Source organism: Pseudomonas sp. 8O (genome assembly GCF_902506495.1).
In the GTDB taxonomy this organism is placed as follows: Bacteria; Pseudomonadota; Gammaproteobacteria; order Pseudomonadales; family Pseudomonadaceae; genus Aquipseudomonas; species Aquipseudomonas chaetocerotis.
Window position 1 is genome coordinate 2,227,458 of sequence record NZ_LR733264.1, and the last position, 26,875, is coordinate 2,254,332.

A 26,875-nucleotide genomic window follows, 5' to 3' on the forward strand; every position below is an offset into this window, starting at 1 on the left:
CGCGCCCGGTCGCTCTTAGGCTATAACACCACGCGAGTTGGATTCGAATCATGGAAATAAGCAGGCATCTCAAGCCCAGCCTTAACCCGGCCAGCGACGCTCCGGCACAGGTACCGAGCGCCCGCGCGCAGTCGAGCGGCAATGCTCGTGCGAGTGCCAGCCAGGAGCCGCGTCTGGAACAGCTGCAAGACGCCTTGCGCAGCCTTCCCGAAGTCGACCTGGACAAGGTTGCCCAGCTCAAGGCCGCTCTGGCTCGCGGCGAACTGAGCAGCGAGCCGGCCGCGCTGGCCGGCAGCATGCTGACCTATCACAGCGGTAGCGATGCGTGATCACCGCGCGTGAGCAACAACTGCTTCTGGTCGTCGAGCAGGACCTGGAGCAAGACTGCGCCGGCTATCTGGTCCTGCGCGGGCTGATGCAGGAGCTGTATCAGCAGTTGCTCAAGCGCGACAGTCAGCAGATCGATCTGCTCAACGAACAGATCCTGCCGCTGGTCGACCAGACCAAGGCCCGCGCCGAACGCCGCAGCAAAGTGCTGGCTGCCTTTGCGCTGGGCAGCGGTCATAGCGCCATGCAGAAGCTGCTGGCACGCTATCCACAGGCCCAGCGCAATCACCTTGCGCACACCTGGGAGCAGCTCGGTCAACTGGCCGGCCAGTGCAAGCGGCTCAACGAGCGCAACGGCAAGCTACTGGCCATGCACCACGAGATTCTCGAACAGCTGCTCGGCGAGCCGGGCTCGGCGCAGTTGTACGCGCCGCAGCCGTATTGAGTCGCGGCTAAAGCCCCTCCCACATGGGCGAGTGCCAGCATCTGAGTCGAGGGCTGCACAGTGGGAGGCGCTTCAGCGGCGACTGCCTCCTTGTGCAAAAAGCGACTATCGCACCGTGCTAGACTCGCGCGCTTCCGATCCGTGGTGATTTCTCTCCGTGCCTCACGCCGCTCTCGCCCATCCGCCGCGCTGGCTGACCAATGCCCAGCTGCATCCGCAACCTTGTGCTGGCGTGCGCGACTGGTTGTTCAACGAGGATTCGCTGACCCGGCGCTTGACTGCGCTTTCTGCTGATGGCTTCTCGGTGACGCCGCTGCAACAGGGCTGGCAGCGTCTGCGCGCGGACGAGTGCGCATTGCTCGGCGTGGCCGATGGCAGCCAGGGCTGGGTGCGCGAGGTGTACCTGCGCGGTCATGAGCAGCCCTGGGTGTTCGCCCGTAGCGTTGCCGCGCGCAGCGTGCTGGAGGGTTCCGGGCTGAATCTGGCCGAGCTGGGCAGTCGCTCGCTGGGTGAGCTGCTGTTCAGTGACCGCGCCTTCGATCGCGGCGAGTTGCAGGCCTGCCGCTATCCGGCGGCCTGGCTGCCGGAAGAGGTGCGCGAAGAGCGCCTGTGGGCGCGGCGCTCGTGCTTCAGCCGGGGTGCGCTTGGTGTATTGGTGGCCGAGGTGTTTCTGCCGGCCTTTTGGCAGGCTGCGGGTATCGAGGCGTAGGGTTCCACTACCTTGCCTGCTCAGGCTATCCCTGTTGTCTATCAGGCCCATGGCGTACTGCTTCGCGACGACTGCATGGATGCAGGAGGTAGAGCGACGCAGGAAGCCAAAGCCGAGTACGCCCTATGCGTTGAACCGCTTGTGGCGGTGAGCATCGATGCTAAAGCGCCTCTCACACACGCTTGCTCGTATAATCCGCGCAACCTGCACGGAGACGCTTCGATGTACACCCGCTTGCTGCAATCGACCACCCGCCTGCACCCGCGCGCCTGGGATTTCATTCAGCTGATGCGCCTGGACAAGCCCATCGGCATCTATCTGCTGTTGTGGCCGACCTTATGGGCGCTGTGGGTGGCAGCCGAAGGCGCGCCGAGCGTGAAGAACCTGTTCATCTTCGTCGTCGGCGTGATCCTGATGCGTGCCGCCGGGTGTGTGATCAACGACTACGCTGATCGTGATTTCGACGGTCACGTTAGCCGCACCAGGGCGCGCCCGCTGGCCAGCGGCAAGGTCAAGCCGCGCGAGGCGCTGGTGCTGTTCGCTGTGCTGGTGGCGCTGAGTTTCGTGCTGGTGCTGTTCACCAACGCCACCACCATCTGGCTGTCCTTCGGTGGCCTGGCGTTGGCAGCCTGCTACCCCTTCATGAAGCGCTACACCTTTTACCCGCAGGTGGTGCTTGGCGCCGCATTCTCCTGGGGCATGCCGATGGCCTTTACCGCAGAAACCGGCAACCTGCCGCCGGAAGCCTGGTTGCTGTACATCGCCAACCTGCTGTGGACGGTTGCCTACGACACCTACTACGCCATGGCTGATCGTGAGGACGACCTGAAGATCGGGGTGAAGTCCACAGCCATCCTGTTCGGCGACGCCGACCGACTGATCATCGCCATCCTGCAGGGACTGGCGCTGCTTTGCCTGCTACTGGCTGGTGCACGTTTCGAACTGGGCCTGTACTTCCACCTCGGCCTGCTGGTGGCCGCCGTCTGCTTCGCCTGGGAGTTTCACGTGACCCGTCGGCGCGAGCCGTTGGTGTGCTTCAACGCCTTCCTGCACAATCATTGGGCGGGGCTGGCGATCTTCGTCGGTATCGTGCTGGACTACGCGTTACGGTAAGTGCTGCCGCGCATCTGTCATATCGCTGCAATAATTCCGTTATCTAATGCGCGCAGACAGTTGAACGAACCGAGGCAGGACCATGGTTGGCAAGAACATCCTGATCGTCGATGACGAAGCACCGATCCGCGAGATGATTGCGGTGGCCCTGGAGATGGCCGGTTACGAGTGCCTGGAGGCGGAGAATACCCAGCAGGCACACGCCGTGATCGTCGACCGCAAACCCGATCTGATCCTGCTCGACTGGATGCTGCCCGGCACCAGTGGTATCGAGCTGGCCCGACGCCTCAAGCGCGACGAGCTGACCAGCGATATCCCGATCATCATGCTCACAGCCAAGGGTGAAGAGGACAACAAGATCCAGGGCCTGGAAGTCGGCGCCGACGACTACATCACCAAGCCCTTCTCGCCGCGCGAGCTGGTGGCCCGTCTCAAGGCCGTGCTGCGCCGTGCGGGGCCCAGCGACAGCGAGGCGCCGATCGAAGTTGGTGGTCTGCTGCTCGATCCCATCAGCCACCGCGTCACCATTGACGGTAAACCAGCCGAGATGGGCCCGACCGAATATCGCCTGCTGCAGTTCTTCATGACTCACCAGGAGCGTGCCTACACCCGCGGCCAACTGCTCGACCAGGTCTGGGGCGGCAACGTCTACGTCGAGGAGCGTACCGTCGACGTGCACATCCGCCGTCTGCGCAAGGCGCTCGGTGATGTTTACGAAAACCTGGTACAAACCGTGCGCGGGACTGGGTATCGTTTTTCCACCAAGGGCTGAGAAGCTGTTTACGATCTGCTGCGCGTCGGCCCTGCTGCGTTGAAAACAGGTTCGGCAGGCCGCTAGCGGCCAACGCACTTTAGTGCGGCCCCGTAGGGGCGAACGTAGTGAGTAATGCTCATGTACAAAAGTACAGTCGCCCGCGACTCCGACCGTTCCTCACCTGCTTTCGCCTTGCATGGCTCTAGCTCGCGAGATCGTAAATCAGCTTCTGCGGGTTCGCTCTTCTCACAAGGATGCGCTCCATCGTGAATCAAGACTGGCGTGGCGCCGTGGTGCGCCGCCTGTTGCTGCTGGTTGGCGCCTGCCTGCTGCTCGGTTTCATCACCGGTGAATATGCCTGGGTGCTGGCCTGCGGCCTGGCCATTCATCTGGGCTGGACCCTCAGCCAATTGCTGCGGCTGCACAAATGGCTGCGCGAGCACAAACCCGACGAGCCACCGCCGGATGGTTACGGTCTGTGGGGCGAGGTGTTCGACAGCATCTATCACCTGCAACGCCGTAACCAGAAGGCGCGTGGTCGCTTGCAGGCGGTTATCGACCGCGTGCAGGAGTCCACGGCCGCTCTCAAGGACGCCGTGGTGATGCTCGACAGCCAGGGTAATCTCGAATGGTGGAACCGGGCTGCGGAAACACTGTTGGGCCTGAAAACCCCGCAAGACAGCGGCCAGCAACTGGCCAATCTGGTGCGCGACCCGCGCTTCAAGGACTACTTCGAGCGCGGCAACTACGCCGATGCCCTGGAGATTCCTTCACCGATCAATGATCGCCGTCGCTTGCAGTTCCATATCACCCGCTACGGCAATCGCGAGCACCTGCTGCTGGTGCGTGACGTTACCCGTCTGCATCAGCTGGAACAGATGCGCAAGGACTTCGTCGCCAACGTCTCCCACGAGCTGCGCACGCCGCTGACGGTGATTGCCGGTTATCTGGAAACGCTCCTGGATAACGTCGAGGCGGTCAATCCGCGCTGGCTGCGCGCGCTGCAGCAAATGCAGCAACAGGGCGCACGCATGCAGACCCTGCTCAATGACCTGCTCTTGTTGGCCAAGCTGGAAGCCACCGATTACCCCTCGGACAACCAGCCGGTCGCGGTGGATCTGATGCTGCTGTCGATCAAGAACGATGCGCAGGCATTGTCCGGCGATCAGCAACATCGCATCAGCCTGGAGGCCGACCCGCATCTCAAGCTCAAGGGCAGCGAGGCGGAGCTGCGCAGCGCATTCTCCAACCTGGTGTTCAACGCGGTGAAGTACACCCCGGCCGGAGGCGACATCCGTATTCGCTGGTTGAGCGACGAGAAGGGGGCGCACCTGTCGGTCAGCGATACCGGCATGGGCATCGAGACCAAGCACTTGCCGCGGCTTACCGAGCGCTTTTATCGCGTCGATTCGAGCCGCGCCAGCAACACGGGTGGCACCGGGCTGGGCCTGGCCATCGTCAAACATGTACTGCTGCGTCACCGTGGCAACCTGGAGATCAGCAGCGTTCCTGGCAAGGGCAGTACTTTCACCTGCCATTTTGCCCCGGCACAGGTAGTGCAGCGTGCGCGCTGAGTGCTTGCATTCGATGCGGCGAAGCTCCAACCTCTAGCGATCATTGGCCAACCCGAACCTTCATGGACCCCTCCACGAGTCTCCCCGCTTCTGCTTACCTCGCCGACTTCGGCCTCATGCTGTTCGCCCTGTTTCTGGTCCTGCTCAACGGTTTCTTCGTCGCCGCCGAGTTCGCCATCGTGCGCCTGCGCGCGACCAAGGTCGATGCCCTGGCCGAGGCCCATGGCTGGCGCGGACATATTCTGCGCACCGTGCACAACCAGATGGATGCCTATCTGTCAGCCTGTCAGCTGGGCATCACCCTGGCGTCGCTGGGTCTTGGCTGGGTCGGTGAGCCGGCCTTCGCCGAGCTGCTTACCCCGCTGCTGGTGGCGGTTGGCGTGGAGTCACCCAAGCTGATTCACGGCATCGCCTTCTTCGCCGCGTTCTCGATCATTTCCTACCTGCATATCGTCATCGGCGAGCTGGCGCCCAAGTCCTGGGCAATTCGCAAGCCCGAGCTGCTGTCGCTGTGGACGGCCGCGCCGCTATACGCCTTCTACTGGCTGATGTACCCGGCGATCTTCGTACTCAACGCCAGTGCCAACGCCATCCTGCGCATCGCCGGGCAAGGCGAGCCGGGGCCGCACCACGAGCACCATTACAGCCGTGAAGAGCTCAAGCTGATCCTGCACTCCAGCCGCGCCACCAGTGACAACGACCAGGACCTGCGTGTGCTGGCGTCGGCGGTCGAACTGGGCGAGCTGGAGGTGGTGGACTGGGCCAACTCGCGTGAGGATCTGGTCTTCCTGGAACTCAACGCCAGTCTGGATCAGGTGTTCACCACCTTCCGCCGCCACAAGTACAGCCGCTACCCGATCTTCGACGAGAGCAAGGGCGAGTTCGTCGGCGTGCTGCACATCAAGGATCTGCTGCTGCACCTGTCGCTGCTGGAGATGTTGCCATCGGCACTGAAACTGGCGGATCTGATGCATCCACTCGAGCGGGTCAATCGGCATATGCCACTGTCGCAGTTGCTCGAGCAGTTCCGCCAGGGTGGCGCGCACTTCGCCCTGGTCGAAGAGGCCGACGGCAAGGTGATCGGCTACTTGACCATGGAAGACGTGCTCGAGGCCCTGGTCGGCGATATTCAGGACGAACACCGCAAGACTGAGCGCGGCATCCTCGCCTATCAGCCGGGCAAGCTGCTGGTGCGCGGCGACACGCCGCTGGCCAAGGTCGAGCGCCTGCTCGGCGTCGATCTCGACCACATAGAGGCCGAGACCCTCGCCGGGTTGATCTACGAAACCCTCAAGCGCATGCCTGACGAAGAGGAAGTGCTGGAAACCGACGGCCTGCGCATCATCGTCAAGAAGATGAAGGGGCCCAAGGTGGTTCTGGCTAAAGTGGTCAAGCTGGATTGATCTCTCCTGCGTCTGGCAAGTCCATGCAGGCTCGATCACTGACCTCACTTGACTCTCGGAGTCACCGTTCGCACAACCGTTACAGGCTCTCGGTGGGCGCAGGCGAACATGAGTTCGTCGCTCTACCCAACCTCTGGCTGGCCTGCCCGGTCGCATCTGGCCAGCTGCTGCCCGATCCAGTAGGGTGTGACTCCGTCACCTCCCCGAGAACAGGTGTCAGTCAGTTGGCGCTTTCCGGATCGGGTATGGCCAGGGTCGACTTCGACTGGATCGAGCGCACCTGAACCTTCTGAATCAATGATGACGGCCAGCGGGCCGTCGTCTCGTTTGTGTCGCGAGGAATCACAGCATGAGTGCACCAGTCGTCATCGTCGGCACCGGCCTGGCCGGTTACAACCTGGCCAAGGAATGGCGCAAGCTCGATACGCAGACGCCTCTGCTGCTGATCACCGCTGACGACGGCCGCTCCTATTCCAAACCGATGCTGTCCACCGGCTTCGGCAAGAACAAGGATGCCGACGGCCTGGCCATGGCCGAGGCGGGCGCCATGGCCGAGCAGCTCAATGCGGAAATTCGCACCCATACCTGCATCACCGGAATCGACCCCGGCCACAAGCGCTTGTGGATTGGTGAGGAAGCTGTGCCATACCGCGACCTGGTACTGGCATGGGGCGCCGAGCCGATTCGCGTACCGGTAGAGGGCGATGCCCAGGATGCGCTATTTCCGATCAATGACCTGGAAGACTACGCGCGCTTTCGCCGAGCCGTGGCCGGAAAACGTCGGGTATTGATCCTCGGCGCCGGCCTGATTGGCTGCGAGTTCGCCAACGACCTCAGTGCAGGCGGTTACGAGGTCGAGTTGCTGGCGCCCTGCGAGCAGGTGATGCCAGGCCTGCTGCATCCGGCAGCGGCCTCTGCGGTACAAGCCGGCCTGGAAGGTCTGGGCGTACGTTTTCATCTTGGCCCGGTGCTGGCCAGCCTCGACCGCCAGGGCGATGCGCTGCAGGCGTCGCTGTCCGATGGCAGCCTGATCCACTGTGATGCGGTGGTCTCTGCAGTCGGCCTGCGTCCGCGTATCGCGCTTGCCGCAGCGGCCGGGCTCGACGTCAATCGTGGGGTGATGGTCGACCGCCAACTGCGTACCTCGCACGCCAATATCTACGCCCTGGGTGACTGTGCCGAGGTCGATGGCCTCAAGCTGCTCTACGTCATGCCGCTGATGGCCTGTGCTCGGGCGCTGGCCAAGACCCTGGCCGGTGAGCCGACGGCGGTCAGCTATGGGCCGATGCCGGTGACGGTAAAGACGCCGGTATGCCCGCTGGTGGTCTCGCCGCCACCGCGTGGCAGTCAGGGCGAATGGACGGTCGAAGGCAGCGGCAGCGACATCAAGGCGCTCTGCCGCGAGGCTTCCGGAGCACTGCTCGGTTATGCGCTGACCGGCGCTGCCGTGCAGGAGAAACTGGCACTGAACAAGGAGCTACCGGCGCTGCTGGCGTGATTACCTGCCGTTCTGTCGGATACGCCACGAAATTGCCTGGTTAAAGTGGCGGGCGAGACTGGCGCAGTGCGATGCGGCATGCCATTCTCCCAGGGGTCTGCCGCAGCGCAGAGCTGTTGCGGCGCCTTGGGCGCTGTTCTGGAAGGACAGCACGGACACAACAACAAAAAACCGTCAAAGAGGCATCTATGCGTAAACCGGAACTCGCCGCCGCCATCGCCGAAAAGGCTGATCTGACCAAGGATCAGGCCAATCGTGTACTCAACGCCGTACTGGAAGAAATCACCGGTGCACTGAACCGCAAGGACAGTGTGACCCTGGTTGGCTTCGGTACTTTCGTCCAACGCCACCGTGGCGCCCGTACTGGCAAGAATCCGCAAACCGGTCAGCCGGTGAAGATCAAGGCCAGCAACACCGTCGCCTTCAAACCAGGCAAATCCCTGAAGGATGCGGTCAACTGAGCCCGTTACCCGGAGCCGCTCGGCTCCGGGTTCCTCCTCGCTTCATCAAGCCTGCTCACTTACTGTAGAGACCGTGTGCACCTGATTCGCGGTATCTTGCGGTGCGCACGGCGTACCCTACCTTCCTGGCTCGACGACCATGCTTTGGACAGGCTGTAGTCCTGCAAGAAAACCACTACAATGCGCGGCCATCATCTTCGATCACGAGGCCCTGTGCATGAAATTCCGTTTTCTCCTGTGGATGCTGGGCCGCCTGATGGCCAAGGCCAGTCGTGAAAATCCGGCGTTCCGCCAGCAGCTCGAAGGTCGCGATATGGTCTTCCAGCTGCATACTCTCGACGGCAAGGTGGCCCGCCACTTCACCGTGGCCGATCAGCGCGTGACCAGCAAGCGCGGCACTGCCAAGGACCCGGCATTCGCCATTGGCTTTAAGGACGCCGCCTACGGCTTCGAAACCATGACCGCGAAGAACAAGCAGCTGGCCTTCATGCAGGGCATCCAGAACAAGGACATCCAGATCCAGGGCAATCCGGCGCTGGTGATGTGGTTCCAGGGTCTGACCAAGTACCTGATGCCGAAGAAGAAGGCCGAGGCGCCAAAAAAGGCCGCCTGATCGGCACTGATGTGCGTCGCGGCTGGCCGCGACGCTGCGCTTTGGTTAGGCTTCCAGGCACGTTACTGTGGAAAACCTGACCATGCGTCTTTTCCTGTTACCCCTGCTGTTGCTGGCCGCCACCACGGCGCGGGCCGAGTCGGCGTCTGCCAAAGTGCTGTTGCCCCTGTTCGAACTCGCCGGTATCCATCTGCTGTGCGAACAGAGTGCGCCGTTGCTGCAGCGCGGCCAGGATGAAGCCGAGCAGAAGCGCCTCGCGCAGTTGTTCGCTGGCGAGGTCTTTTGTCTGGACCTGGCCAGGCGCGTCGCTGCTCGCTTCGATGCGGTGCAGGGCGAACAGGCTCGCGAACGTCTCGATAGCCCGCTGGCGCAGCGCTTCACTGCCGCTGAGCGTGCGGTCGGTGAGCAACCTGAAGGCTTGGCTGAATACCGCCAGCGCCTGCAGGAGCAGCCGCCACGAGGCGCGCGCCTTGATCTGGTAAAGCGTCTCGATGCTGCCGCCCGTACGACCGAGCTGGCCAGCCTGCTACGTTACGAAGTCGGCAAGACCCAGGCATTGTTGGCGCTAAGGGCGCGGGGCGAGAACCTCAGCGAGGCCGAACTGCAGGCGCAGACGCAGACCCAAGCGAACGCCATTCGCCAGTCCAGCGAGCAGGCGGTGGAAACCTTCATGTTCTATGCCTACCGGCAGATGCCCAGCGATCAACTCGCCGAGTATGCGGCGCTCTACGAGCATTCCAGCGTCAGTCAACTGCTCGCCATCAGCCTGGAAGTGGTTCCGCAGCTGTTCGCCGAGCGCCGTGAGCAGTTACGCAAGACGGCAGGTAAGCCTTAGGGCGGCCCGGAACGCCGGCCGCCAGCACTCCACCGCTCGTGAGTAACTACGCAAGACGGTAGGCAGGGCCTCAGGGGCAGGGTGTGGGAACCTGAGCCGCAGCAGCTCAGTGCGGCTGCTGGAACTGCGCTGCCAGTTCACGCAAGGCGACCTCGGCGCTCAGCACCTTGCTCACAGCGTCCTCGGCTTTTTCCCGGGTCAGCCCCAGGGCGTCGAACAGCTCATCAGGAATCTCGTTCTGCGGGCCGGCACCGATACCCCGGTTGCGCAGCAGACTGACCGCCAGGCACACCAGGTTGGGGAAGGCCGCGCTGTCGCCGGCGTAGGACGGATCGTGCTGAAAGCGCAGGGCGCTGGACAGCTCTTCCGGCATATCCCAGTGGCGCATCAGCCAGGCACCGATCTGCTCGCGGGTGATGCCCAGCAGGTGCTGCTCGATATGTCCGGTAGGCAGGTGCGGGTTGACCTCCAGATGACGGCAGATTAGCGAGAAGTGCGGTGGAAACACGTGTGCCAGGACCAGATAACCGAAGTTGTGCAGCAGCCCGGCCAGGTAGGTCAGGCCGGCTTCCGGGCGCTGCGCGCGAGGCATGGCGCGGGTCAGGCCCTCGATCACTGCAGCGGTGTAGATCGCTTGCTGCCAGTAGGGCGTGGCGTGCTGCGGCTGATCCTTGGGCAGGCTGAGGGTCTTGCCCAGCGCCAGGCCGAGAGCCAGGTTGATCACCAGATCGAAGCCCAGTACACGGACGATTGCATCTTCCACCGAGCGGATCTTGCCGGGCGCGGCGTAATAGGGCGAGGCGGCCCAACTGACCACCTGGGCGGCCAGCGCGGGATCGGTCTCGACCACACCGGTGATGTCATCCACGGTGGCGTTAGGGTCGACACGCAGCTTGATGATCTTCTGCGCGGTTTCCGGCAGCGGCGGAATCTCGATGGTTTCTTCCAGGCGCTGCTGGATGCGGCGTGCGGTAAAGGCCTGCACGGCTTGGGTGATTTCTGCGCGGTCATCATGCGGGCGATCGAGGTTCGGTTTGATCGCACTGACCGGCTCGCCGAAACGCGCCGCGCTGGCCTTGCTCAGCAGCGCTTTGAAGGCTTCGGTGGGGATTTCCAGCAACACACCAGGCTGGCCGGACTCGATCAGCAGACTGGGCACCTGCAGCAGGCGTTCTTCGTAGAGGCAGGGCGAACTGGTCAGCGGCGGCAAACCGGGCAGGGCGGCCAGGTTGTGCTTGCCGAGCATGCGCTCCAGGCGCTCCGGCTTGACCGCCGTGAGCTGGCGCCCAGTCAGTTCGGCCAGGCGCGACAGATCGAGCATGTGGCTGCGCGGATAGAGCACCAGCAGGGCGCCGATGGCATCGTCCACCAGCACGGCCTGCAGGCGCGCCTCGCTTGGCTGACCCGGGCGCTCCGCGCGTACCTGATAGGGGACGGCGAGTTTCTCCAGCAGTTGCACGATCACGGCGGGCGCTTGCACAGTGGCGTTGGCGGCGAGGGCAGCTTCAGTCATATCGATATCCAGCGTTGGCGCATGTGCCCCGGAGTATAACCAGCGAGGATTTGCGCAAAGGTTCGTGGCGACGGTTGTCCTGTGAACAGGTTCACACTTGACCGTATTGCTGGCCGTGACGCAACCAGCGCTCCAACAATGGAGCCACATGTTGCGGCCAATGTTCCAATAGTGCCTGCGCAGCATCGCGCACGGCGGGCAGCAGGTCGGCATCACGCATCAGGTCGGCGACCTTGAATTGCAGCAGACCGGTCTGCCGGGTACCGAGCATTTCCCCTGGCCCCCTGAGTTCGAGGTCCTTCTCGGCGATGACGAAACCGTCGGTGGTCTCGCGCATGATCGCCAGACGTTCGCGCCCGAGTTGCGACAGTGGCGCATGGTAGAGCAGCACGCAATGGCTGGCGGCGCTGCCACGTCCGACCCGGCCGCGCAACTGGTGCAACTGCGCCAGGCCCAGGCGCTCGGGGTTCTCGATGATCATCAGGCTGGCATTGGGCACGTCGACGCCGACCTCGATCACCGTGGTGGCCACCAGCAGTTGCAACTTGCCCTGCTTGAACTCATCCATCACTGCGGCTTTTTCGGCCGGTTTCATGCGCCCGTGGATCAGCCCGACGCGCAGCTCGCCCAGTGCCGCGGACAGCTCCTCGAAGCTGGTTTCGGCGGCCTGGCAGGTGAGCTCTTCGGATTCTTCGATCAGGGTGCAGACCCAGTAGGCCTGGCGTCCCTGCTGGCAGGCATTGCGTACGCGCTCGACCACCTCATCGCGGCGGCTGTCGGCGATCACCAAGGTGTTGACCGGCGTGCGCCCTGGCGGCAGCTCGTCGAGGATCGAGGTATCCAGATCGGCGTAGGCGCTCATCGCCAGGGTGCGCGGGATAGGCGTGGCAGTCATGATCAACTGGTGCGGGCTGAGGCGACCGTCGATGCCTTTCTGGCGCAGGGCCAGGCGTTGCTGCACGCCGAAACGGTGCTGCTCGTCGATGATCACCAGGGCCAGGCGCTTGAACGTCACTTCGTCCTGGAACAGGGCGTGGGTGCCGACCACCATCGGGCAGCCGCCGGCAATCTGTTCCAGCGCGCTAGCGCGAGCCTTGCCCTTGAGCTTGCCGGCCAGCCAGGCGACGTCCAGGCCAAGCGGTGCCAGCCATTTGCTGAAGTTGAGAAAGTGCTGTTCGGCGAGGATCTCGGTCGGCGCCATCAGCGCCACCTGATAACCGGCCTCCAGCGCCTGCAGGGCGGCAAGGGCGGCAACCACCGTCTTGCCGGCGCCTACGTCGCCCTGCACCAGGCGCAGCATGGGCTCGCTTTGCGCCAGGTCGTAGGCGATCTCGGCGCCCACACGCTGCTGCGCGCCAGTCGGGGCGAAGCCGAGGTTGGCGAGGTATTGCTGTGGCAGCTTCTTGGCCGGCGGCAGGGCCGGCGCCTGCTGGGCGCGCACCTGTTCACGCAGGCGCTGCAGGGACAACTGATGCGTCAGCAGCTCTTCGAAGGCCAGGCGATGCTGGGCCCAGTGGCGACCCTCGGCGAGCTCTTCGACGTCGGCGTCCGGTGGCGGGCGGTGCAGGTAGCGGATGGCCTCGTCCAGTGGCGCCAGGCGATAGTCGCGTGCCAGCTCGTCAGGCAGCCAGTCCGGCAGGCTGCGTGGGCCGAGGCGCGCCAGTGCCTGCTGGCTGAGCTGGCGCAGGCGCTGTTGGGTCAAACCTTCGGTGGTTGGGTAGATGGGCGTCAGGCTCTGCTCTACCGGGGCCGGCTCGTCGCCGCTCTGCGCGCGGTATTCCGGGTGGTAGATCTCCAGGCCCGTAGCACCGGGACGAACTTCGCCATAGCAGCGCAGGGCAGTGCCGCGCTTGAGGCCGTCCTTCTGCGCCTGGCTGAAGTGGAAGAAGCGCAGGCTCAGCGTGCCGCTGCCGTCCTGCAGGCGCACCAGCAGGCTGCGCCGCCGGCCCATGACCACGTCCGCACCGGCGACGATGCCCTCGACCACAGCGTCCTGGCCCGGTCGCAGCGCGCCGATGGGGGTGATGCGGGTGCGATCCTGGTAGCGCAGCGGCAGGTGGAACAGCACGTCCTGCAGGTTTTCCAGGCCGACCTTGGCCAGTTTCTCGGCCAGGGCCGCACCCACGCCCTTGAGCGCGGTGACGGAAACCGCTGCCAGTTCGCTCACGTCCTGCCTCAGACTGCCTTGGTCTGCGGGCTACGGGCGACCGAGCAGAGGCGGATGGAGTCGGCCAGCACCTCGATGGCGTTGGGGCGCGGGAAGCTGGCGCGCCAGGCAATGGCCACGGTACGGAACGGCACCGGCGCGCTGAGCGGACGCACTTCGATCACGCCCGGCGCGTAGTGATGGCTGTCGACTGCCGAGAACGGCAGGATCGATACGCCAAGGCCGGAGGCGACCATATGACGGATGGTTTCCAGCGAGCTGGATTCCACCGTGGTGTGCTTGCCGTGGTCGTCGCCACCCTTGCGCAGGGTCGGACAGGCTTCCAGCACCTGGTCGCGGAAGCAGTGGCCCTCGCCGAGCAGCAGCAGGCTCTTGTCGTTGAGCAGCTTGGTGTCGATGGTCTCCAGCTCCGCCCAGGGATGGCCGGCTGGCAGCAGGGCGTAGAAGGGCTCGTCGTACAGCGGCTTGGTCAGTACATCGGCCTCCTGGAACGGCAGAGCGATGATGATGGCGTCGAGCTCACCGGTGCGCAGCTTGTCGCGCAGGATATGGGTGAAGTTTTCCTCGATGTACAGCGGCATGTCCGGGGCGACCCGATGCAACTGCGGAATCAGATGCGGGAACAGATAGGGGCCGACGGTGTAGATGGCGCCAATCTTGAGCGGCGCAGTCAGCTGGTTCTTGCCGGCCTGGGCCAGCTCGCGAATGCCCTGGGCCTGCTCCAGCACCTTCTGTGCCTGGGTGACGATGCCCTCACCGACCGGCGTCAGGCGCACGGCGCTTTTGCTGCGCTCGAAGATCAGCACGCCCAGCTCGTCCTCCAGCTTCTTCACGCCCACCGACAGGGTCGGCTGGCTGACATGGCAGCGCTCGGCAGCGCGGCCGAAATGCTGTTCCTGGGCGAGGGTGACGATGTACCGCAGTTCGGTGAGGGTCATAGTGTTTATCCATTAAATTGCCGACAAGCATAGCCTTTGCATACGAATGAACCAACCGGGCTAAACTGCGCCTTTGCATAAATGTCATGGAGAAAAGCATGTCGGGATGCAACAGCCTGCTGATTGCCGGGTGTGGAGACGTTGGTACCCGCCTCGGCCTGCGTATGGCCGAACAAGGCTGGCGCGTGCTGGGCTTGCGTCGCAATGTGGCCGCGCTGCCGGCCGCCATCGAACCGCTGGCCGGCGATCTGCACGCCGATGCCTGCCCGCCGGCTTGGCCGCAAGGGCAACTGGATTACCTGGTTTACTGCGCAGCAGCCACCGAGCACGACGAGGCAGGCTACCGTGCCGCCTATGTCGAAGGGTTGAGCCGCGTGCTGAGTTGGTTGGCGCAGCATGGCCAGCGACCACGGCGCATCCTGTTCGCCTCCAGCAGCGGGGTATACGGGCAGCAGGAAGGCGAGTGGATCGACGAGGATTCTCCTGCCGAAGCCCCGAGTTTTTCTGCGGTGATCATGCGCGAGGCCGAACGCGTCGCCCTCGACAGCGGGTTGCCAGCGACCACGGTGCGTCTGACAGGCCTTTATGGCCCCGGTCGGGAATGGTTGTTGAGCCAGGTGCGCGGTGGATATCGCGTCAGCGAGACGCCGCCGCTGTATGGCAACCGCATTCACGTCGACGACGCATCGGGACTGCTTGCCACGCTATTGCAGGCGGACGCCGCAGGCGTGCCCCTGGCCGATTGCTACCTGGGTGTCGACGATGAACCGGCGCCGCTGCACGAGGTGGTAGGTTGGCTGCGTGGGCAACTGGGGGTCAGTCACTGGAGCGATGAGCAGCGCGTGCGCCGCGCCGGCAGCAAGCGTTGCAGCAATGCCCGCGCCCGCGCCTTGGGTTGGGCGCCGCAGTATCCCAGCTATCGTGAGGGCTATGCGGCGATCCTCGCCGAGCGCTGAGATGGACGCTAACCGCCTGCTGGCCAAGCCCTGGTTGCCGGGAGTCGAGCTGTTTCACGCCGATTTCTCCGGGCAGGCGTTCGGCCGTCACAGTCATGACGCTTTCGCCATCGGTGCCATCGTGCAGGGTGTCGGTGGCTACCAATGCCGTGGTCAGCGCTATGCGCTGCCTGCCGGCACCCTGTCGCTGATGAACCCCGAGGAGCCACATACCGGGCATGCCGAGTCTGCGCGCGTGGTCTATCGCATGCTCTATGTCGAGGAGTCACGGCTGCCGGCCCTGCTCGGGCGCAAGCGGCTGCCCAACGGCTTCAGCACGCTCAACCCGGATGACGACGGTCGCGTCGCGGCAAGCCTCGCGCAGCTGGCTGGCGAGTTCGAGCGCGGTGATGCGCTGGCGCTGGAGAGTGAACTGTTGGCGTTATTGGAGCTGGTGTTCGTGCGCCATGGCGGCTTGCGCGAGGCCCGTCCGGCCTTTCGTGACGGCGGGGTGACGGCTTACCTGCGCGATTACCTGGAAACGCACTACGCCGAGGCCGTCAGCCTGGAACAGTTGGCCGCTCTGGTACAGCGCCACCCGCGCCATCTGATCGACGTGTTCCGCCGTGCCTATGGAGTGCCGCCACACACCTATCTGCTGCAGCGCCGGGTACGTGAAGCCAAGCGCAGACTGTTGCAAGGCCAGGCTCTGGCTGAGGTTGCGCTGGGCCTGGGATTTTATGATCAGGCGCATTTCAATGGCGTCTTCCGCCGTTTTACCGGCGTCACTCCGGGACGTTTTCGCGCCGTGGCGCAGGCCTGATTCTGCGGAGCGCAGCGTCAGGTTGCATGGTTGTGCCCATCACTGCGCCGGTTTGCTCGGCAGCAATTGCACATTGCGGCGGACACTGAGTTTTTTCCAATACATCGATACCGCTGGTTGCCGACACTGCCTCCGCCAAACGGAGGTCCCATGTTCGCGTTGTTTCTGCTGGTTGCCGGTACTCATTTCGCGGCCTTGTTGTCGCCGGGGCCGGACTTCTTTCTGTTGATTCGTACTGCGCTGGCGAAGGGCCGGCGGCAGGCCGATGGTTGTGCCTGCGGCATCGCCCTGGCCAACCTGCTGAGCATGCTGCTGGTGCTGTTCGTCCTGGCATTGTTGCCCGCCGAGGGCAGTTGGCTGTGGCGTGGGCTGCAGGTCGTCGGTGGGCTGTATTTTGCCTGGATCGGCCTGCAGGCGTTGGCCTCGCGGCGAGATCTCGTACTGCCACAGGGCGATCAGCCAATGCTGGGCGGGGTGTGGAAGGGAGTGCGTCAGGGCCTTCTGGCCAGTAGCCTCAATCCCAAATTGCCACTGTTCTACGCCGGGTTGTTCGGGGTACTGCGCGAGTCCGCGATGCCGGCATGGGGGCTGGGCCTGGCGATGTTGTGGATGACTCTGGTGGTGCTGTTCTGGGATCTGGCGCTGGTGCGGCTGCTCGATCAGGCGCGTTGGCGCGGCTGGTTGCAGCAGCGCGTGCGCTGGCTGGATCGCGGCTGTGGGGCGTTGTTGCTGCTATTGGGCTTGTGGTTGCTGCAAGGGGCATTGGCAGGGTAGCCCGGATGAAATCCGGGAAGGGTCGATCCAGTTTTCCCTGGATTGCACCCGGCTACCGGCGTTTGAGCAACCAGCGTTGTGGGCCGGGCTGGTACTCGGGCATCTCGTCGAACTGGGCGCGGTTCTGTGCTTCGAAGATGCGCAGCTGATTGCCTTCATGCACGAATAGCCAGGGGCTACCCTGGTCGCCAGCCTGCAGCCAGAGGCTGTCATGCTCGCCGCTCATGGCGGCGCAGTCGCCCGCCAGACACAGGGCGAAACGTTCGGCGCCGGGCAGGCCCTGCACCTGTCCGTCGCTGTTGAAGCGCACCAGGCCACCTTGGCCCAAACCCTCTTCGATCAGCCAGTCGCCGCCCAGGTAGTCGCGGTACAGCGCCTGTTCGAAGCTGCTGCCCAGTGGGCTGGTTTCGCCGGAAACGCGGGTGAAGTGCTGCTCGGGCCAGTATTCGCTGGCGATCTGCACCAGTTCGCCGTTCTGCATGGCGAGCTGCTCGTTGTAATCACCGTAGAAGGTCACCTGCCAACGCCCCTCTCCGGCGCCCAGCAGCCTGCCTTCGGCCAGCTCGAAGCCATTGCTGTAGCTGGCCTGCTGCCGCTCGGGGTTGATCTGCCATTCGAGGTTGGGGCCGTAGGCGAGCAGGGCTTCGCGCAGGCGACCGCTTTCGCGGGCGGCATCGATGGCTGCCTGGTTGATCCAGGTACCGCTCGGGTCGTTGTTCGGTGTGCTGGCGCAGCCGCCGAGCAGGGCGCTGCATAGCAGCAGAGGAAGCAGACGCATGGCGATCTCCATGCCGGGGAAGGGCGAGCGGGGCCTGCTGCCCCGCTCGAACGACTTACTCGATGACCAGAATGGCGTCCATTTCCACCTGGGCACCGCGCGGCAGAGCAGCAACGCCGATGGCGGCGCGAGCCGGGTAAGGCTGTTCGAAGTAGCGACCCATGATCTCGTTGACCTTGGCGAAATGCGACAGGTCGGTGAGGAAGATGTTCAGCTTGACGATGTCCTTGAACGAACCGCCGGCGGCTTCGGCTACGGCTTTGAGGTTCTCGAACACCTGCACGGTCTGTGCTTCGAAGCCTTCGACCAGCTCCATGCTCACCGGGTCCAGCGGAATCTGGCCGGACATGTAGACGGTGTTGCCGGCCTTGATCGCCTGGGAGTAAGTGCCGATGGCGGCGGGGGCCTTGTCGCTGGTGATGACGGTCTTGCTCATGAATCGCTCCTTGTGAGAACTGGCTGGGTCGAGCACCCAGCCTACAGGCTGGAAATAGGGAAATTGTGTCAGGCGCGCACTCGGGTGATACGCATCACGCCCTTGAGCGCGCGCAGTTTCTTGATCACGCGGGCCAGGTGCACGCGGTCATGCACGCTGACCACCAGCTGCACGACGCTGATGCGGCCATCGCGTTCGTCCATGCTGATCTTCTCGATGTTGCCATCGGCAGCGTTGACGCTGCTGGCCAATAGCGCGATCAGGCCGCGTTGGTGCTCCAGCTCGACGCGCAGTTCGACGTTGAATTCGCCGGTAATGTCCTTGGCCCAGTTGAGCTGGATGCATTTTTCCGGGTTGTGGCGGATATCGACGATGTTCCGGCAGCTCTCCATGTGCACCACCATGCCCTTGCCGGCGGATAGGTAACCGACGATGGGGTCGCCCGGGATCGGCGTGCAGCACTTGGCATAGCTCATCACCAGGCCTTCGGTGCCGCGAATCGCCAGTGGGCCTTCGCTGTTCGGCAAGGTGTCGTCGCCACTTTCGGCCAGCAGGCGGCGGGCCACCACGTAGGCCATGCGGTTACCCAGGCCGATGTCTTCGAGCAGATCCTCGATGACTTCCTGGCGGTACTCGCCCAGCACGGCTTGCACGCGCTCGGCGGAGATTTTCTCCAGGTGTGTGTCGAAGCTGGCCAGCACCTTGTTCAGCAGGCGTTCGCCGAGGCTGATGGATTCGGAGCGGCGCTGCTGCTTGAGGGCGTGGCGGATGTGCGTGCGCGCCTTGCCGGTGACCACGAAGTTGAGCCAGGCCGGGTTCGGGCGCGCGCCCGGTGCAGTGACGATCTCAACCGTCGAGCCGCTTTCCAGCGCCTGCGAAAGGGGGGCCAGGCGGCGGTTGATGCGGCAGGCGATGCAGGTGTTGCCGACGTCCGTGTGCACCGCGTAGGCGAAGTCGACCGCGGTGGAGCCTTTTGGCAGCTCCATGATGCGACCCTTGGGCGAGAACACGTAGACCTCGTCCGGGAACAGGTCGATCTTCACGCTTTCGATGAATTCCAGCGAATTGCCGGCGCGTTGCTGCAGTTCCAGCACGCCCTTGACCCATTGGCGTGCGCGGGCGTGGTTGCCCTTCGGGGCCTCGTCCTCGCTGGACTTGTACAGCCAGTGCGCGGCGATGCCGTTGTTGGCCATCTCTTCCATCTCGCGGGTGCGGATCTGGATCTCGATGGGCACGCCGTGCATGCCGAACAGCGTGGTGTGCAGCGACTGATAGCCGTTGGCCTTGGGAATCGCGATGTAATCCTTGAAGCGGCCGGGCAGCGGCTTGTACAGGTTGTGCACGGCGCCGAGCACCCGGTAGCAGGTGTCGACCTTGTCGACGATGATACGGAAGGCGTAGACGTCCATGATCTCGTTGAACGCCTTACGCTTGCCGCGCATCTTCTGGTAGATGCTGTAGAGGTGCTTCTCGCGGCCGATCACCTCGCCTTCCATGCCTTCGCGCTGCAGGCACATCTGGATCGATTCCTCGATCTTGGCGACGATTTCCTTGCGGTTGCCCCGAGCGCGGCGCACGGCGGCGCGAATGCGCTCGGAGCGCATCGGGTGCATGGCCTTGAAGCCCAGGTCTTCGAACTCCACGCGCATGTTGTGCATGCCCAGCCGGTTGGCGATGGGCGCGTAGATTTCCAGGGTTTCCTTGGCGATGCGCCGGCTCTTCTCGTGCGGCATGGCATCGAGGGTGCGCATGTTGTGCAGGCGGTCGGCGAGCTTGACCAGAATCACGCGGATGTCGCGGGCCATGGCCATGGCCATCTTCTGGAAGTTCTCGGCCTGCGCCTCGGCCTTGGTCTCGAAGTTCATCTGGGTCAGTTTGCTGACCCCGTCGACCAGTTCGGCCACGGTCTCGCCGAACTGCGCGTTGAGCGCTTCCTTGGCGATGCCGGTGTCTTCGATCACGTCGTGCAGCATGGCGGCCATCAGGCTCTGATGATCCATGTGCATGTCGGCGAGGATGCTGGCCACGGCCAGCGGATGGGTCACGTAGGCTTCGCCACTGCGGCGGCGTTGGCCATCGTGCGCCTGTTCGGCGTAGAAGTAGGCTCGGCGAACCAGGTTGACCTGGTCATGGCCGAGGTAGGCCGAAAGTCGGTCGGCGAGAGCGTCTATACCAGCCATGGGGTATTCCCCTCATGACCGGTTTGGCTACCCGCCGCGCAACTTCGACCCGGCATCATCGACTTACAGAGGCTCGTTGGCCTCTTCCTCGAAGGCAGCGAACAGCGGTTCTTCTTCGATGATGTCGTCCTGAGCGATCACGTCGTAGTCCACCAGGCCAGCCGCGATTTCGCGCAGGGCCACGACGGTGGGCTTGTCGTTTTCCCAAGCCACTTTCGGCTCTTTGCCGCCGGTGGCCAGCTGGCGCGAACGCTTGGTAGCGAGCATGACCAGTTCGAAGCGGTTATCAACGTTGTCCAAGCAATCTTCGACGGTAACGCGAGCCATGGTGTTCCTCGTAACTTGTGCGGATAAGCTTGGCCCGAGCGGGCGAGCGGACTGGATATTGTAAAGCAGCTGCAAGCTTCAAGCTACAAGTAGAAGCCAAATCGGCCTTGCTTTTACTTGCAGCTTGTGGCTCGAAGCTTGCGGCTGCTCTTATGCCAGCAGTTCGCTGAGCAGCCCGGCATGGCGCTGCTGTTGCTGTGTTTGCGACAACTGGTTGCTGCGGAAGATGGCTTTCAGGTCGCTCAGGGCGTGATTGAAGTCGTCGTTGATCACCAGGTAGTCGTATTCGACGTAGTGGCTCATCTCGCTGACGGCCTCACGCATGCGCCGTTCGATGATCTCGCCGCTGTCCTGGCCGCGGTTGGTCAGGCGGTGACGCAAAGCTTCCTGGGTCGGCGGCAGGATGAAGATAGATTTGCTCTGCGGCATCAGCTTGCGTACTTGCTGTGCGCCCTGCCAGTCGATCTCTAGGATCAGGTCGAAGCCTTCGCTCAGGGTCTGCTCGACCCATTTCTGCGAGGTGCCGTAGAGGTTGTCGAAGACCTGGGCGTGCTCGAGGAATTCGCTGCGTTCGAGCATGGTGTTGAACTGCGCGTGATCGACGAAGTGGTAGTTGACCCCGTCCACCTCGCCTGGGCGCATGGCGCGGGTGGTATGCGATACCGAGACGCGAATCTGCGCCTCGCTGTCGATCAGGGCTTTGACCAGGCTGGTCTTGCCGGCGCCGGAGGGAGCGGAAACGATGTAGAGGGTGCCGGTGGTGGCCATTAGAGCTTCCTGAGCAAATCTTGGTGGTCTTGAAAACGTAGCGAGCGACGGCTAGACAAGGCGAAATCAGGTGAGAAAGCGGAGTTTACGACTGTAAATGAGCATTTCGAACCTGATTTATACGCGGTATAGCCTAGCGCAGCAGTTTTCACTCGATGTTCTGTACTTGCTCACGCATCTGTTCGATGAGCACCTTCAAATTGACTGCCGCTTGTGTACTACGCGGGTCGAAGGCCTTGGAGCCGAGGGTGTTGGCCTCGCGGTTGAGCTCCTGCATGAGGAAGTCCAGGCGCCGCCCGGCAGCACCGCCGGCCTTGAGCACACGACGGACTTCGCTGACATGAGTGCTGAGGCGATCCAGCTCCTCGGCCACGTCGCTCTTCTGCGCCAGCAGCACCAGCTCCTGCTCCAGTCGTTGCGGATCGAGCTCGGCCTGCATCTCGGCGAAGCGGGTTTCGATCTTGGTACGTTGCCCGGCAAGCATCTGCGGCACCAGTTCGCGCAGTGCAGCGACTTCGTCGAGGATGTTGTCGAGGCGCTCGTTGAGCAGCTTGGCCAGCTCGGCGCCTTCTCGAGCACGGCCTGCCTTGAGTTCGCCCAGCGCCTGGTCGAAGAGCTTCAAAGCTGCAGTGTTCAGCGCCTGCGGGTCGGCCGAGTCGGCCACCAGCACGCCGGGCCAGGCCAGCACTTCCAGCGGGTTGAGCGGGGCCGGTTGCTGAATCAGCGCGGCGACCTGTTCGGCGGCGGCGATCAGTTGGCGAGCCCGCTCGTTGTCGACCTGCAGTTGTTTACCGGCACTTTCTTCGGCGAAGCGCAGGGTGCATTCCACCTTGCCGCGTGACAGACCCTGGCGCAGGGCTTCGCGTACCGCACCTTCGAGGTCGCGGAAGGCTTCCGGCAGGCGTAGGTGCGGCTCGAGGTAGCGGTGGTTGACCGAGCGCAGCTCCCAGCTCAGTGTGCCGTGAGCGGTTGCCTGCTCATTGCGGGCAAAGGCCGTCATGCTGTGAACCATGGGATACCTCGTGGAAGTTGGCTCGAAAAGCGCAGGATTGTAGCTCACGGCGCCTACCCATTTCATGTGCAGGCGATCAGGCCTGCCGTCTGCCGATACCAATTCGGCGTGTCGCCGTGCTCGACCGCCCCTATAATGCGTGCTGTTTTCACTTAATGAAGTAGGTATCGCTCGATGAAACGTCCCAGTGGCCGCGCCGCCGATCAGTTGCGCTCGATTCGTATCACCCGCAACTACACCAAGCACGCCGAGGGGGCGGTGCTGGTGGAGTTCGGCGACACCAAGGTGATCTGCACCGTCAGCGTCGAGTCGGGCGTACCGCGTTTCCTCAAAGGCCAGGGCCAGGGTTGGCTGACCGCCGAATACGGCATGCTGCCGCGCGCCACCGGCGAGCGTAACCAGCGTGAAGCCAGCCGTGGCAAGCAGGGTGGCCGCACCCTGGAAATCCAGCGCCTGATCGGTCGCTCGCTGCGCGCGGCACTGGATATGACCAAGCTGGGCGAGAACACCCTGTACGTCGATTGCGATGTGATCCAGGCTGACGGTGGCACCCGTACCGCTTCGATCACTGGCTCCATGGTGGCGCTGATCGATGCGCTGAAAGTGCTGAAGAAGCGTGGCGCGCTCAAGGGCGATCCGCTCAAGCAGATGATCGCTGCGGTGTCGGTCGGTATCTACCAGGGCGAGCCGGTGCTGGATCTGGATTACCTGGAAGACTCCGCCGCCGAGACCGACCTCAACGTGGTGATGACCAACGCCGGCGGCTTCATCGAAGTGCAGGGTACTGCCGAAGGCGCGCCGTTCCAGCCTGACGAATTCAACGCCATGCTGGCACTGGCACAGAAGGGCATGAACGAGATCTTTGAACTGCAGAAGGCCGCTCTGGTCGACTGAAATCTTTAGCCGAGCAAGGAGCACCCGTATGAACGACGATATGCAAAACCCGGTTCCGACGCCCAGTCAGGAAGCGCGTCAGTGGGCCATGTTCTGCCACTTTGCCGCGTTTCTCGGCCTGGTGTTCCCCTTCGGCAATCTGCTTGGCCCGCTGATCATCTGGCAGATCAAGAAAGACCTCGACCCCTTCGTCGATGCCCAGGGCAAGGAAGCGCTGAACTTCCAGATCAGCGTAGCGCTGGCCGCAGTGGTCTGTTTCATTCTGATGGTGGTGGTGATCGGCTTCCCGCTGCTGATGCTGTTGGGCCTGGCGGCGCTGGTGTTGACCATCATCGCGGGTATCAAGGCCAATGAAGGGCAACCTTATCACTACCCCTTCAGTTGGCGTTTGGTGAAGTAAACCTGCGTGCAACAAAAAGCCGGCGATCAGCCGGCTTTTTCATGACTCTTACCTGTCGATCAGATGCTGAGAATCCAGTCGTAATCGACGATCAGCGGCGCATGCTGGGAGAAGCGCGGCTGACGTGGCAGGCGTGCGCTGCGCACACTACGGCGCATGCCCGGAGTGAGCAGCTGGTAGTCGAAGCGGTAGCCCAGGTTGAGCATTTCCGCCTGCTCGTTATCCGGCCACCAGCTGAACTGGTCGCCTTCGCGGCTGACTTCGCGCAGGGCGTCGACATAACCCATATTGCCGACCACCTCATCCATCCAGGCGCGCTCGGGCGCCAGGAAACCTGGTGATTGCTGGCAGTCGCGCCAGTTCTTCACGTCCAGCTTCTGGTGCGCTACATGCAGCGAGCCGCAGTAGATGTACTCGCGACGCTTGCGGCGTTGCTTGTCCAGATAATGGGTGAAGTCGTCCATGAACTTGAATTTCTGATTCAAGCTCTCGTCACCGTCCCGCCCGCTTGGCAGGAGCAGGGTGGCGATACTTACCTTGTCGAAATCGGCCTGCAGGTAGCGCCCGTAGCGATCGGCCATCTCGAAGCCGAGGCCGCTGATCACCGCCTTGGGTTGCAATCGCGAGTAGAGCGCCACGCCACCTTGGCTGGGCACTTCACCGTCGCATGCATAGAGGAAATAACCATCCAGTTGGAAGGCTTGGTCGTCCATTTCAAAGGCGGAGGCACGGGTGTCTTGCAGGCAGATCACGTCGGCATTCTGGGCTTGCAGCCAGCTGAGCAGACCTCGCTCGGCCGCAGCCTGAATACCATTCACGTTCACACTGATGATCCGCATAAATGGCCCCCAAAAACACGTGCGTGTATGATACCCGAGCTCACCTCATTTAGCTAAATCCGTGCCGTCCGGGACTTTTCATGCAAGCGTACCAGCGCGATTTCATTCGCTTTGCCATCGAACGCGGTGTTCTGCGTTTCGGTCAGTTCACCCTCAAGTCCGGGCGTACCAGCCCTTATTTCTTCAATGCCGGCCTGTTCGACAGCGGTCTGGCGCTGGCTCAGCTGGGGCGTTTTTACGCGGCGGCAATCGTTGACAGCGGTATCGACTTCGACGTGCTGTTCGGCCCGGCCTACAAGGGTATTCCGCTGGCGGCGACCACTGCAGTGGCGCTGGCCGAGCATCATCAGCGCGATCTGCCCTGGTGCTTCAACCGCAAGGAAGCCAAGGACCATGGCGAGGGCGGCACCCTGGTCGGTGCGCCACTCAAGGGTCGGGTGCTGATCGTCGATGACGTGATCACCGCCGGCACCGCGATTCGTGAGGTGATGCAGATCATCCAAGGCCAGGGCGCGCAGGCTGCCGGCACGTTGATCGCGCTGAACCGCCAGGAGCGTGGTCAGGGCGAGCTTTCCGCCATTCAGGAAGTCGAGCGCGACTTCGGCATGCCCGTAGTGAGTATCGTGTCACTCGAACAGGTATTGGAATATCTGGCAGGGGATGCTGAACTGAAGCAATATCTGCCGGCTGTCGAAGCCTATCGCGCCGAGTACGGAATCTAGCCCTAGCACAAGGTCGTCTTATGCCTGCACCGCTCCTGACCCGCTGTACGCTGCTCTGTAGCCTGCTACTGCCGCTGTCTGGTGTGGCTGCCGAGCTGTATCGCTATGTCGATGACAAGGGTGTGACGGTGCTCAGTCGCCAGGGTGTGCCGCCGGAGTTCATCGGCAAGGGTTACGAGGTGCTCAATGATCAGGGGCGGGTGCTGCGCGTGATCCCGCCGGCCCCGACGCCTGAAGAGTTTGCACGCATGCAGGCGGACAAGGCGCGCGCCAGCAGCGATGCCCAGTTGCTGCGTCTGTACACCAATCTCGATGATGTTGACCGTGCCCGTGAGCGCAAGCTGGCCGAACTCGACAGTGTCACCAGCGTCGCGCGTGGCAATCTGCAGTCGGTGCGTACTCAGCAGGCCAACTTGCAGAGCCAGGCTGCCGACCATGAGCGTGCCGGGCGCCAGGTACCGGAGCATTTGCTGGCGCAGATCAACAACCTCAAGGAAGAGCAGCGGCGCCTGCAGCGTGATATCGCCCGTTACAAGGAGACGCGCACCCAGGCCGAGGCGGGTTTTGCCGCTGATCGTGCGCGCCTGGCCGAGTTGTTTGGCGAGCCGCAGAAAAAGCCTTAGGGCTTTTGGAGGCTCTGGGGTGGTCGCTTTGCCCTCACCCGCCCTGCGGGCACCCTCTCCCGGAGGGAGAGGGTCATCAGAAGGCCGCGTAGCGGCCGCTTTTTAAGGGCGTTTGCGGTTGCTGATCATGGTGCCATTGCCGATATCGGTGAAGATCTCCAGCAACACTGCATTGGGTACACGGCCATCGATGATGTGCGAACTGGTCACGCCACCCTGCACCGCTTCCAGGGCGCATTTGATCTTCGGCAGCATGCCGCCGTAGATGGTGCCGTCGGCAATCAGATCGTTGACCTGCTCGGTAGTGAGGCCGGTGAGCACCTCGCCCTGCTTGTTCATCAGGCCGGCGATGTTGGTCAGCAGCATCAGTTTCTCGGCCTTCAGCGCCTCAGCCACCTTGCCAGCGACCAGGTCGGCGTTGATGTTGTAGGACTCACCGCCCGGGCCGACACCGATGGGCGCGATGACCGGGATGAAGTCGCCCTTGACCAGCATGTTCAGCAGGTCAGTGTTGACCCCGGTGACCTCGCCGACATGGCCGATGTCGATGATTTCCGGCTGGGTCATCTCTGGCGTCTGGCGGCTGACCGTGAGCTTCTTGGCGCGGATCAGGCCGGCATCCTTACCGGTCAGGCCGATAGCGCTGCCGCCATGCTGGTTGATCAGGTTGACGATGCTCTTGTTGACCTGGCCGCCGAGCACCATTTCCACCACGTCCATGGTGGCGGTATCGGTGACGCGCATGCCGTCGATGAAGTGGCTCTCGATGGACAGTCGCTTGAGCAGGTCGCCAATTTGCGGGCCGCCACCGTGCACCACCACCGGGTTGATGCCGACGGCTTTCATCAGCACGATGTCGCGGGCGAAGCCCTGCTTGAGCTCCTCGCTTTCCATGGCGTTGCCGCCGTACTTGATCACCAGGGTCTTGCCGACGAAGCGGCGGATATAGGGCAGGGCTTCGGACAGTACCTTGGCAACCTGGGCAGCGGCGTCACGCTCGAGGGTCATGCATGG

At 63.2% G+C, this 26,875-nt stretch carries 29 protein-coding genes; 18 read left to right on the plus strand and 11 right to left on the minus strand.

Features of this window, described 5'->3' with window-relative positions:
- The first annotated feature begins 50 nt into the window (after positions 1-50).
- From flgM to GV002_RS13115, 11 genes are all read left to right on the plus strand, one after another.
- On the plus strand, positions 51-329 hold the full coding sequence (gene flgM / locus GV002_RS13065) for a flagellar biosynthesis anti-sigma factor FlgM (protein WP_160018770.1): 279 nt from the start codon (positions 51-53) through the stop codon (positions 327-329).
- The gene (flgN, locus tag GV002_RS13070) at positions 326-772 is read left to right on the plus strand and encodes a flagellar protein FlgN (RefSeq protein ID WP_160018771.1); all 447 of its coding nucleotides are present in this window, start codon (positions 326-328) and stop codon (positions 770-772) included. The genes flgM and flgN overlap by 4 nt, the downstream gene beginning before the upstream one ends.
- Positions 773-929: 157 nt before the next feature.
- Positions 930-1,481 carry a chorismate--pyruvate lyase family protein gene (locus GV002_RS13075; RefSeq protein WP_160018772.1) on the plus strand — a complete coding sequence of 184 codons (552 nt, stop codon included), beginning with the start codon at positions 930-932 and terminating at the stop codon, positions 1,479-1,481.
- A 222-nt stretch (positions 1,482-1,703) separates the two neighbouring features.
- Complete coding sequence (gene ubiA / locus GV002_RS13080; protein WP_160018773.1) at positions 1,704-2,594, plus strand: 4-hydroxybenzoate octaprenyltransferase; 891 nt, start codon at positions 1,704-1,706, stop codon at positions 2,592-2,594.
- 82 nt (positions 2,595-2,676) lie between these two features.
- Positions 2,677-3,366, plus strand: coding sequence for a phosphate regulon transcriptional regulator PhoB (gene phoB, locus GV002_RS13085; RefSeq protein ID WP_072426159.1), 690 nt, complete (start codon positions 2,677-2,679; stop codon positions 3,364-3,366).
- 236 nt (positions 3,367-3,602) lie between these two features.
- Positions 3,603-4,922: a phosphate regulon sensor histidine kinase PhoR gene (gene phoR, locus GV002_RS13090; RefSeq protein WP_160018774.1), complete on the plus strand. Its 1,320-nt coding sequence runs from the start codon at positions 3,603-3,605 to the stop codon at positions 4,920-4,922.
- Positions 4,923-4,984: 62 nt separating this feature from the next.
- Positions 4,985-6,325, plus strand: coding sequence for a hemolysin family protein (locus tag GV002_RS13095; RefSeq protein WP_160018775.1), 1,341 nt, complete (start codon positions 4,985-4,987; stop codon positions 6,323-6,325).
- 349 nt (positions 6,326-6,674) lie between these two features.
- A complete protein-coding gene (locus GV002_RS13100) occupies positions 6,675-7,823 on the plus strand; it encodes an NAD(P)/FAD-dependent oxidoreductase (protein ID WP_160018776.1) in 1,149 nt (382 codons plus the stop codon).
- A 188-nt stretch (positions 7,824-8,011) separates the two neighbouring features.
- Entirely contained in the window at positions 8,012-8,284 is a 273-nt protein-coding gene (locus GV002_RS13105) for an HU family DNA-binding protein (RefSeq protein WP_003242571.1), read from the plus strand.
- Between the two features lie 217 nt (positions 8,285-8,501).
- Complete coding sequence (locus GV002_RS13110) at positions 8,502-8,897, plus strand: helicase (protein WP_160018777.1); 396 nt, start codon at positions 8,502-8,504, stop codon at positions 8,895-8,897.
- An 82-nt stretch (positions 8,898-8,979) separates the two neighbouring features.
- The gene (locus tag GV002_RS13115; protein WP_178094652.1) at positions 8,980-9,732 is read left to right on the plus strand and encodes a hypothetical protein; all 753 of its coding nucleotides are present in this window, start codon (positions 8,980-8,982) and stop codon (positions 9,730-9,732) included.
- 106 nt (positions 9,733-9,838) lie between these two features.
- On the opposite strand, the gene GV002_RS13120 is transcribed toward GV002_RS13115, so the two are convergent.
- From GV002_RS13120 to GV002_RS13130, 3 genes are all read right to left on the minus strand, one after another.
- Positions 9,839-11,245, minus strand: a complete 1,407-nt coding sequence (locus GV002_RS13120) for an aminoacyl-tRNA deacylase and HDOD domain-containing protein (protein ID WP_160018779.1) — start codon at positions 11,243-11,245, stop codon at positions 9,839-9,841.
- 91 nt (positions 11,246-11,336) lie between these two features.
- Positions 11,337-13,412 carry an ATP-dependent DNA helicase RecG gene (gene recG, locus GV002_RS13125; RefSeq protein WP_160018780.1) on the minus strand — a complete coding sequence of 692 codons (2,076 nt, stop codon included), beginning with the start codon at positions 13,410-13,412 and terminating at the stop codon, positions 11,337-11,339.
- Between the two features lie 8 nt (positions 13,413-13,420).
- Positions 13,421-14,350, minus strand: a complete 930-nt coding sequence (locus GV002_RS13130; RefSeq protein WP_017676072.1) for a hydrogen peroxide-inducible genes activator — start codon at positions 14,348-14,350, stop codon at positions 13,421-13,423.
- Positions 14,351-14,448: 98 nt separating this feature from the next.
- Between GV002_RS13130 and GV002_RS13135 the strand changes: the two genes are divergently transcribed.
- The 3 genes from GV002_RS13135 to GV002_RS13145 all read left to right on the plus strand — a co-directional run bounded on the left by GV002_RS13135 (position 14,449) and on the right by GV002_RS13145 (position 16,882).
- Entirely contained in the window at positions 14,449-15,306 is an 858-nt protein-coding gene (locus GV002_RS13135) for an NAD-dependent epimerase/dehydratase family protein (RefSeq protein WP_160018781.1), read from the plus strand.
- Position 15,307: 1 nt separating this feature from the next.
- The gene (locus tag GV002_RS13140; protein WP_160018782.1) at positions 15,308-16,108 is read left to right on the plus strand and encodes an AraC family transcriptional regulator; all 801 of its coding nucleotides are present in this window, start codon (positions 15,308-15,310) and stop codon (positions 16,106-16,108) included.
- A 150-nt stretch (positions 16,109-16,258) separates the two neighbouring features.
- On the plus strand, positions 16,259-16,882 hold the full coding sequence (locus GV002_RS13145) for a LysE family translocator (protein ID WP_160018783.1): 624 nt from the start codon (positions 16,259-16,261) through the stop codon (positions 16,880-16,882).
- Between the two features lie 52 nt (positions 16,883-16,934).
- Here GV002_RS13145 and GV002_RS13150 read toward each other — a convergent pair whose 3' ends face one another.
- The 6 genes from GV002_RS13150 to GV002_RS13175 form a co-directional block, all read right to left on the minus strand.
- On the minus strand, positions 16,935-17,660 hold the full coding sequence (locus GV002_RS13150) for a hypothetical protein (RefSeq protein WP_160018784.1): 726 nt from the start codon (positions 17,658-17,660) through the stop codon (positions 16,935-16,937).
- 55 nt (positions 17,661-17,715) lie between these two features.
- The gene (locus GV002_RS13155) at positions 17,716-18,096 is read right to left on the minus strand and encodes a RidA family protein (protein WP_003464610.1); all 381 of its coding nucleotides are present in this window, start codon (positions 18,094-18,096) and stop codon (positions 17,716-17,718) included.
- 68 nt (positions 18,097-18,164) lie between these two features.
- Positions 18,165-20,276 carry a bifunctional GTP diphosphokinase/guanosine-3',5'-bis pyrophosphate 3'-pyrophosphohydrolase gene (gene spoT, locus GV002_RS13160; RefSeq protein ID WP_160018785.1) on the minus strand — a complete coding sequence of 704 codons (2,112 nt, stop codon included), beginning with the start codon at positions 20,274-20,276 and terminating at the stop codon, positions 18,165-18,167.
- A gap of 63 nt (positions 20,277-20,339) precedes the next feature.
- Positions 20,340-20,603 carry a DNA-directed RNA polymerase subunit omega gene (gene rpoZ, locus GV002_RS13165; RefSeq protein ID WP_160018786.1) on the minus strand — a complete coding sequence of 88 codons (264 nt, stop codon included), beginning with the start codon at positions 20,601-20,603 and terminating at the stop codon, positions 20,340-20,342.
- Positions 20,604-20,753: 150 nt separating this feature from the next.
- A complete protein-coding gene (gene gmk / locus GV002_RS13170; protein ID WP_160018787.1) occupies positions 20,754-21,371 on the minus strand; it encodes a guanylate kinase in 618 nt (205 codons plus the stop codon).
- Between the two features lie 148 nt (positions 21,372-21,519).
- A complete protein-coding gene (locus tag GV002_RS13175) occupies positions 21,520-22,383 on the minus strand; it encodes a YicC/YloC family endoribonuclease (protein WP_160018788.1) in 864 nt (287 codons plus the stop codon).
- Positions 22,384-22,557: 174 nt separating this feature from the next.
- Between GV002_RS13175 and rph the strand changes: the two genes are divergently transcribed.
- Positions 22,558-23,277, plus strand: coding sequence for a ribonuclease PH (gene rph, locus GV002_RS13180; protein WP_160018789.1), 720 nt, complete (start codon positions 22,558-22,560; stop codon positions 23,275-23,277).
- Positions 23,278-23,305: 28 nt separating this feature from the next.
- Positions 23,306-23,677 (plus strand): DUF4870 domain-containing protein, encoded by a 372-nt coding sequence (locus tag GV002_RS13185; protein WP_160018790.1) that lies wholly within the window; start codon positions 23,306-23,308, stop codon positions 23,675-23,677.
- A gap of 59 nt (positions 23,678-23,736) precedes the next feature.
- Here the strand turns inward: GV002_RS13185 and GV002_RS13190 are convergent, their stop codons facing one another.
- The gene (locus tag GV002_RS13190; protein WP_017676062.1) at positions 23,737-24,516 is read right to left on the minus strand and encodes an exodeoxyribonuclease III; all 780 of its coding nucleotides are present in this window, start codon (positions 24,514-24,516) and stop codon (positions 23,737-23,739) included.
- 80 nt (positions 24,517-24,596) lie between these two features.
- Here GV002_RS13190 and pyrE point away from each other — a divergent pair, with 80 nt between their 5' ends.
- Positions 24,597-25,238 (plus strand): orotate phosphoribosyltransferase, encoded by a 642-nt coding sequence (gene pyrE / locus GV002_RS13195; RefSeq protein ID WP_013717752.1) that lies wholly within the window; start codon positions 24,597-24,599, stop codon positions 25,236-25,238.
- A gap of 20 nt (positions 25,239-25,258) precedes the next feature.
- Positions 25,259-25,861: a DUF4124 domain-containing protein gene (locus tag GV002_RS13200; RefSeq protein WP_160018791.1), complete on the plus strand. Its 603-nt coding sequence runs from the start codon at positions 25,259-25,261 to the stop codon at positions 25,859-25,861.
- Positions 25,862-25,963: 102 nt separating this feature from the next.
- Here the strand turns inward: GV002_RS13200 and argB are convergent, their stop codons facing one another.
- Positions 25,964-26,869 carry an acetylglutamate kinase gene (argB, locus tag GV002_RS13205; protein WP_017676059.1) on the minus strand — a complete coding sequence of 302 codons (906 nt, stop codon included), beginning with the start codon at positions 26,867-26,869 and terminating at the stop codon, positions 25,964-25,966.
- Between the last annotated feature and the right edge of the window lie 6 nt (positions 26,870-26,875).

What these genes read in the sequence shown, in the direction of transcription:
- GV002_RS13110 (WP_160018777.1), top strand. Translation starts at nt 8,502, where the DNA reads ATGAAATTCCGTTTTCTCCTGTGGATGCTGGGCCGCCTGATGGCCAAG.
- GV002_RS13150 (WP_160018784.1), bottom strand. Translation starts at nt 17,660, where the DNA reads ATGCGTCTGCTTCCTCTGCTGCTATGCAGCGCCCTGCTCGGCGGCTGC.
- GV002_RS13095 (WP_160018775.1), top strand. Translation starts at nt 4,985, where the DNA reads ATGGACCCCTCCACGAGTCTCCCCGCTTCTGCTTACCTCGCCGACTTC.
- GV002_RS13140 (WP_160018782.1), top strand. Translation starts at nt 15,308, where the DNA reads ATGGACGCTAACCGCCTGCTGGCCAAGCCCTGGTTGCCGGGAGTCGAG.
- gmk (WP_160018787.1), bottom strand. Translation starts at nt 21,371, where the DNA reads ATGGCCACCACCGGCACCCTCTACATCGTTTCCGCTCCCTCCGGCGCC.
- GV002_RS13175 (WP_160018788.1), bottom strand. Translation starts at nt 22,383, where the DNA reads ATGGTTCACAGCATGACGGCCTTTGCCCGCAATGAGCAGGCAACCGCT.
- phoR (WP_160018774.1), top strand. Translation starts at nt 3,603, where the DNA reads ATGCGCTCCATCGTGAATCAAGACTGGCGTGGCGCCGTGGTGCGCCGC.
- rpoZ (WP_160018786.1), bottom strand. Translation starts at nt 20,603, where the DNA reads ATGGCTCGCGTTACCGTCGAAGATTGCTTGGACAACGTTGATAACCGC.
- pyrE (WP_013717752.1), top strand. Translation starts at nt 24,597, where the DNA reads ATGCAAGCGTACCAGCGCGATTTCATTCGCTTTGCCATCGAACGCGGT.
- GV002_RS13200 (WP_160018791.1), top strand. Translation starts at nt 25,259, where the DNA reads ATGCCTGCACCGCTCCTGACCCGCTGTACGCTGCTCTGTAGCCTGCTA.
- GV002_RS13100 (WP_160018776.1), top strand. Translation starts at nt 6,675, where the DNA reads ATGAGTGCACCAGTCGTCATCGTCGGCACCGGCCTGGCCGGTTACAAC.
- phoB (WP_072426159.1), top strand. Translation starts at nt 2,677, where the DNA reads ATGGTTGGCAAGAACATCCTGATCGTCGATGACGAAGCACCGATCCGC.
- GV002_RS13155 (WP_003464610.1), bottom strand. Translation starts at nt 18,096, where the DNA reads ATGAGCAAGACCGTCATCACCAGCGACAAGGCCCCCGCCGCCATCGGC.
- flgM (WP_160018770.1), top strand. Translation starts at nt 51, where the DNA reads ATGGAAATAAGCAGGCATCTCAAGCCCAGCCTTAACCCGGCCAGCGAC.
- GV002_RS13145 (WP_160018783.1), top strand. Translation starts at nt 16,259, where the DNA reads ATGTTCGCGTTGTTTCTGCTGGTTGCCGGTACTCATTTCGCGGCCTTG.
- ubiA (WP_160018773.1), top strand. Translation starts at nt 1,704, where the DNA reads ATGTACACCCGCTTGCTGCAATCGACCACCCGCCTGCACCCGCGCGCC.
- argB (WP_017676059.1), bottom strand. Translation starts at nt 26,869, where the DNA reads ATGACCCTCGAGCGTGACGCCGCTGCCCAGGTTGCCAAGGTACTGTCC.
- spoT (WP_160018785.1), bottom strand. Translation starts at nt 20,276, where the DNA reads ATGGCTGGTATAGACGCTCTCGCCGACCGACTTTCGGCCTACCTCGGC.
- GV002_RS13130 (WP_017676072.1), bottom strand. Translation starts at nt 14,350, where the DNA reads ATGACCCTCACCGAACTGCGGTACATCGTCACCCTCGCCCAGGAACAG.
- GV002_RS13185 (WP_160018790.1), top strand. Translation starts at nt 23,306, where the DNA reads ATGAACGACGATATGCAAAACCCGGTTCCGACGCCCAGTCAGGAAGCG.
- GV002_RS13190 (WP_017676062.1), bottom strand. Translation starts at nt 24,516, where the DNA reads ATGCGGATCATCAGTGTGAACGTGAATGGTATTCAGGCTGCGGCCGAG.
- GV002_RS13105 (WP_003242571.1), top strand. Translation starts at nt 8,012, where the DNA reads ATGCGTAAACCGGAACTCGCCGCCGCCATCGCCGAAAAGGCTGATCTG.
- GV002_RS13120 (WP_160018779.1), bottom strand. Translation starts at nt 11,245, where the DNA reads ATGACTGAAGCTGCCCTCGCCGCCAACGCCACTGTGCAAGCGCCCGCC.
- GV002_RS13135 (WP_160018781.1), top strand. Translation starts at nt 14,449, where the DNA reads ATGTCGGGATGCAACAGCCTGCTGATTGCCGGGTGTGGAGACGTTGGT.
- GV002_RS13115 (WP_178094652.1), top strand. Translation starts at nt 8,980, where the DNA reads ATGCGTCTTTTCCTGTTACCCCTGCTGTTGCTGGCCGCCACCACGGCG.
- rph (WP_160018789.1), top strand. Translation starts at nt 22,558, where the DNA reads ATGAAACGTCCCAGTGGCCGCGCCGCCGATCAGTTGCGCTCGATTCGT.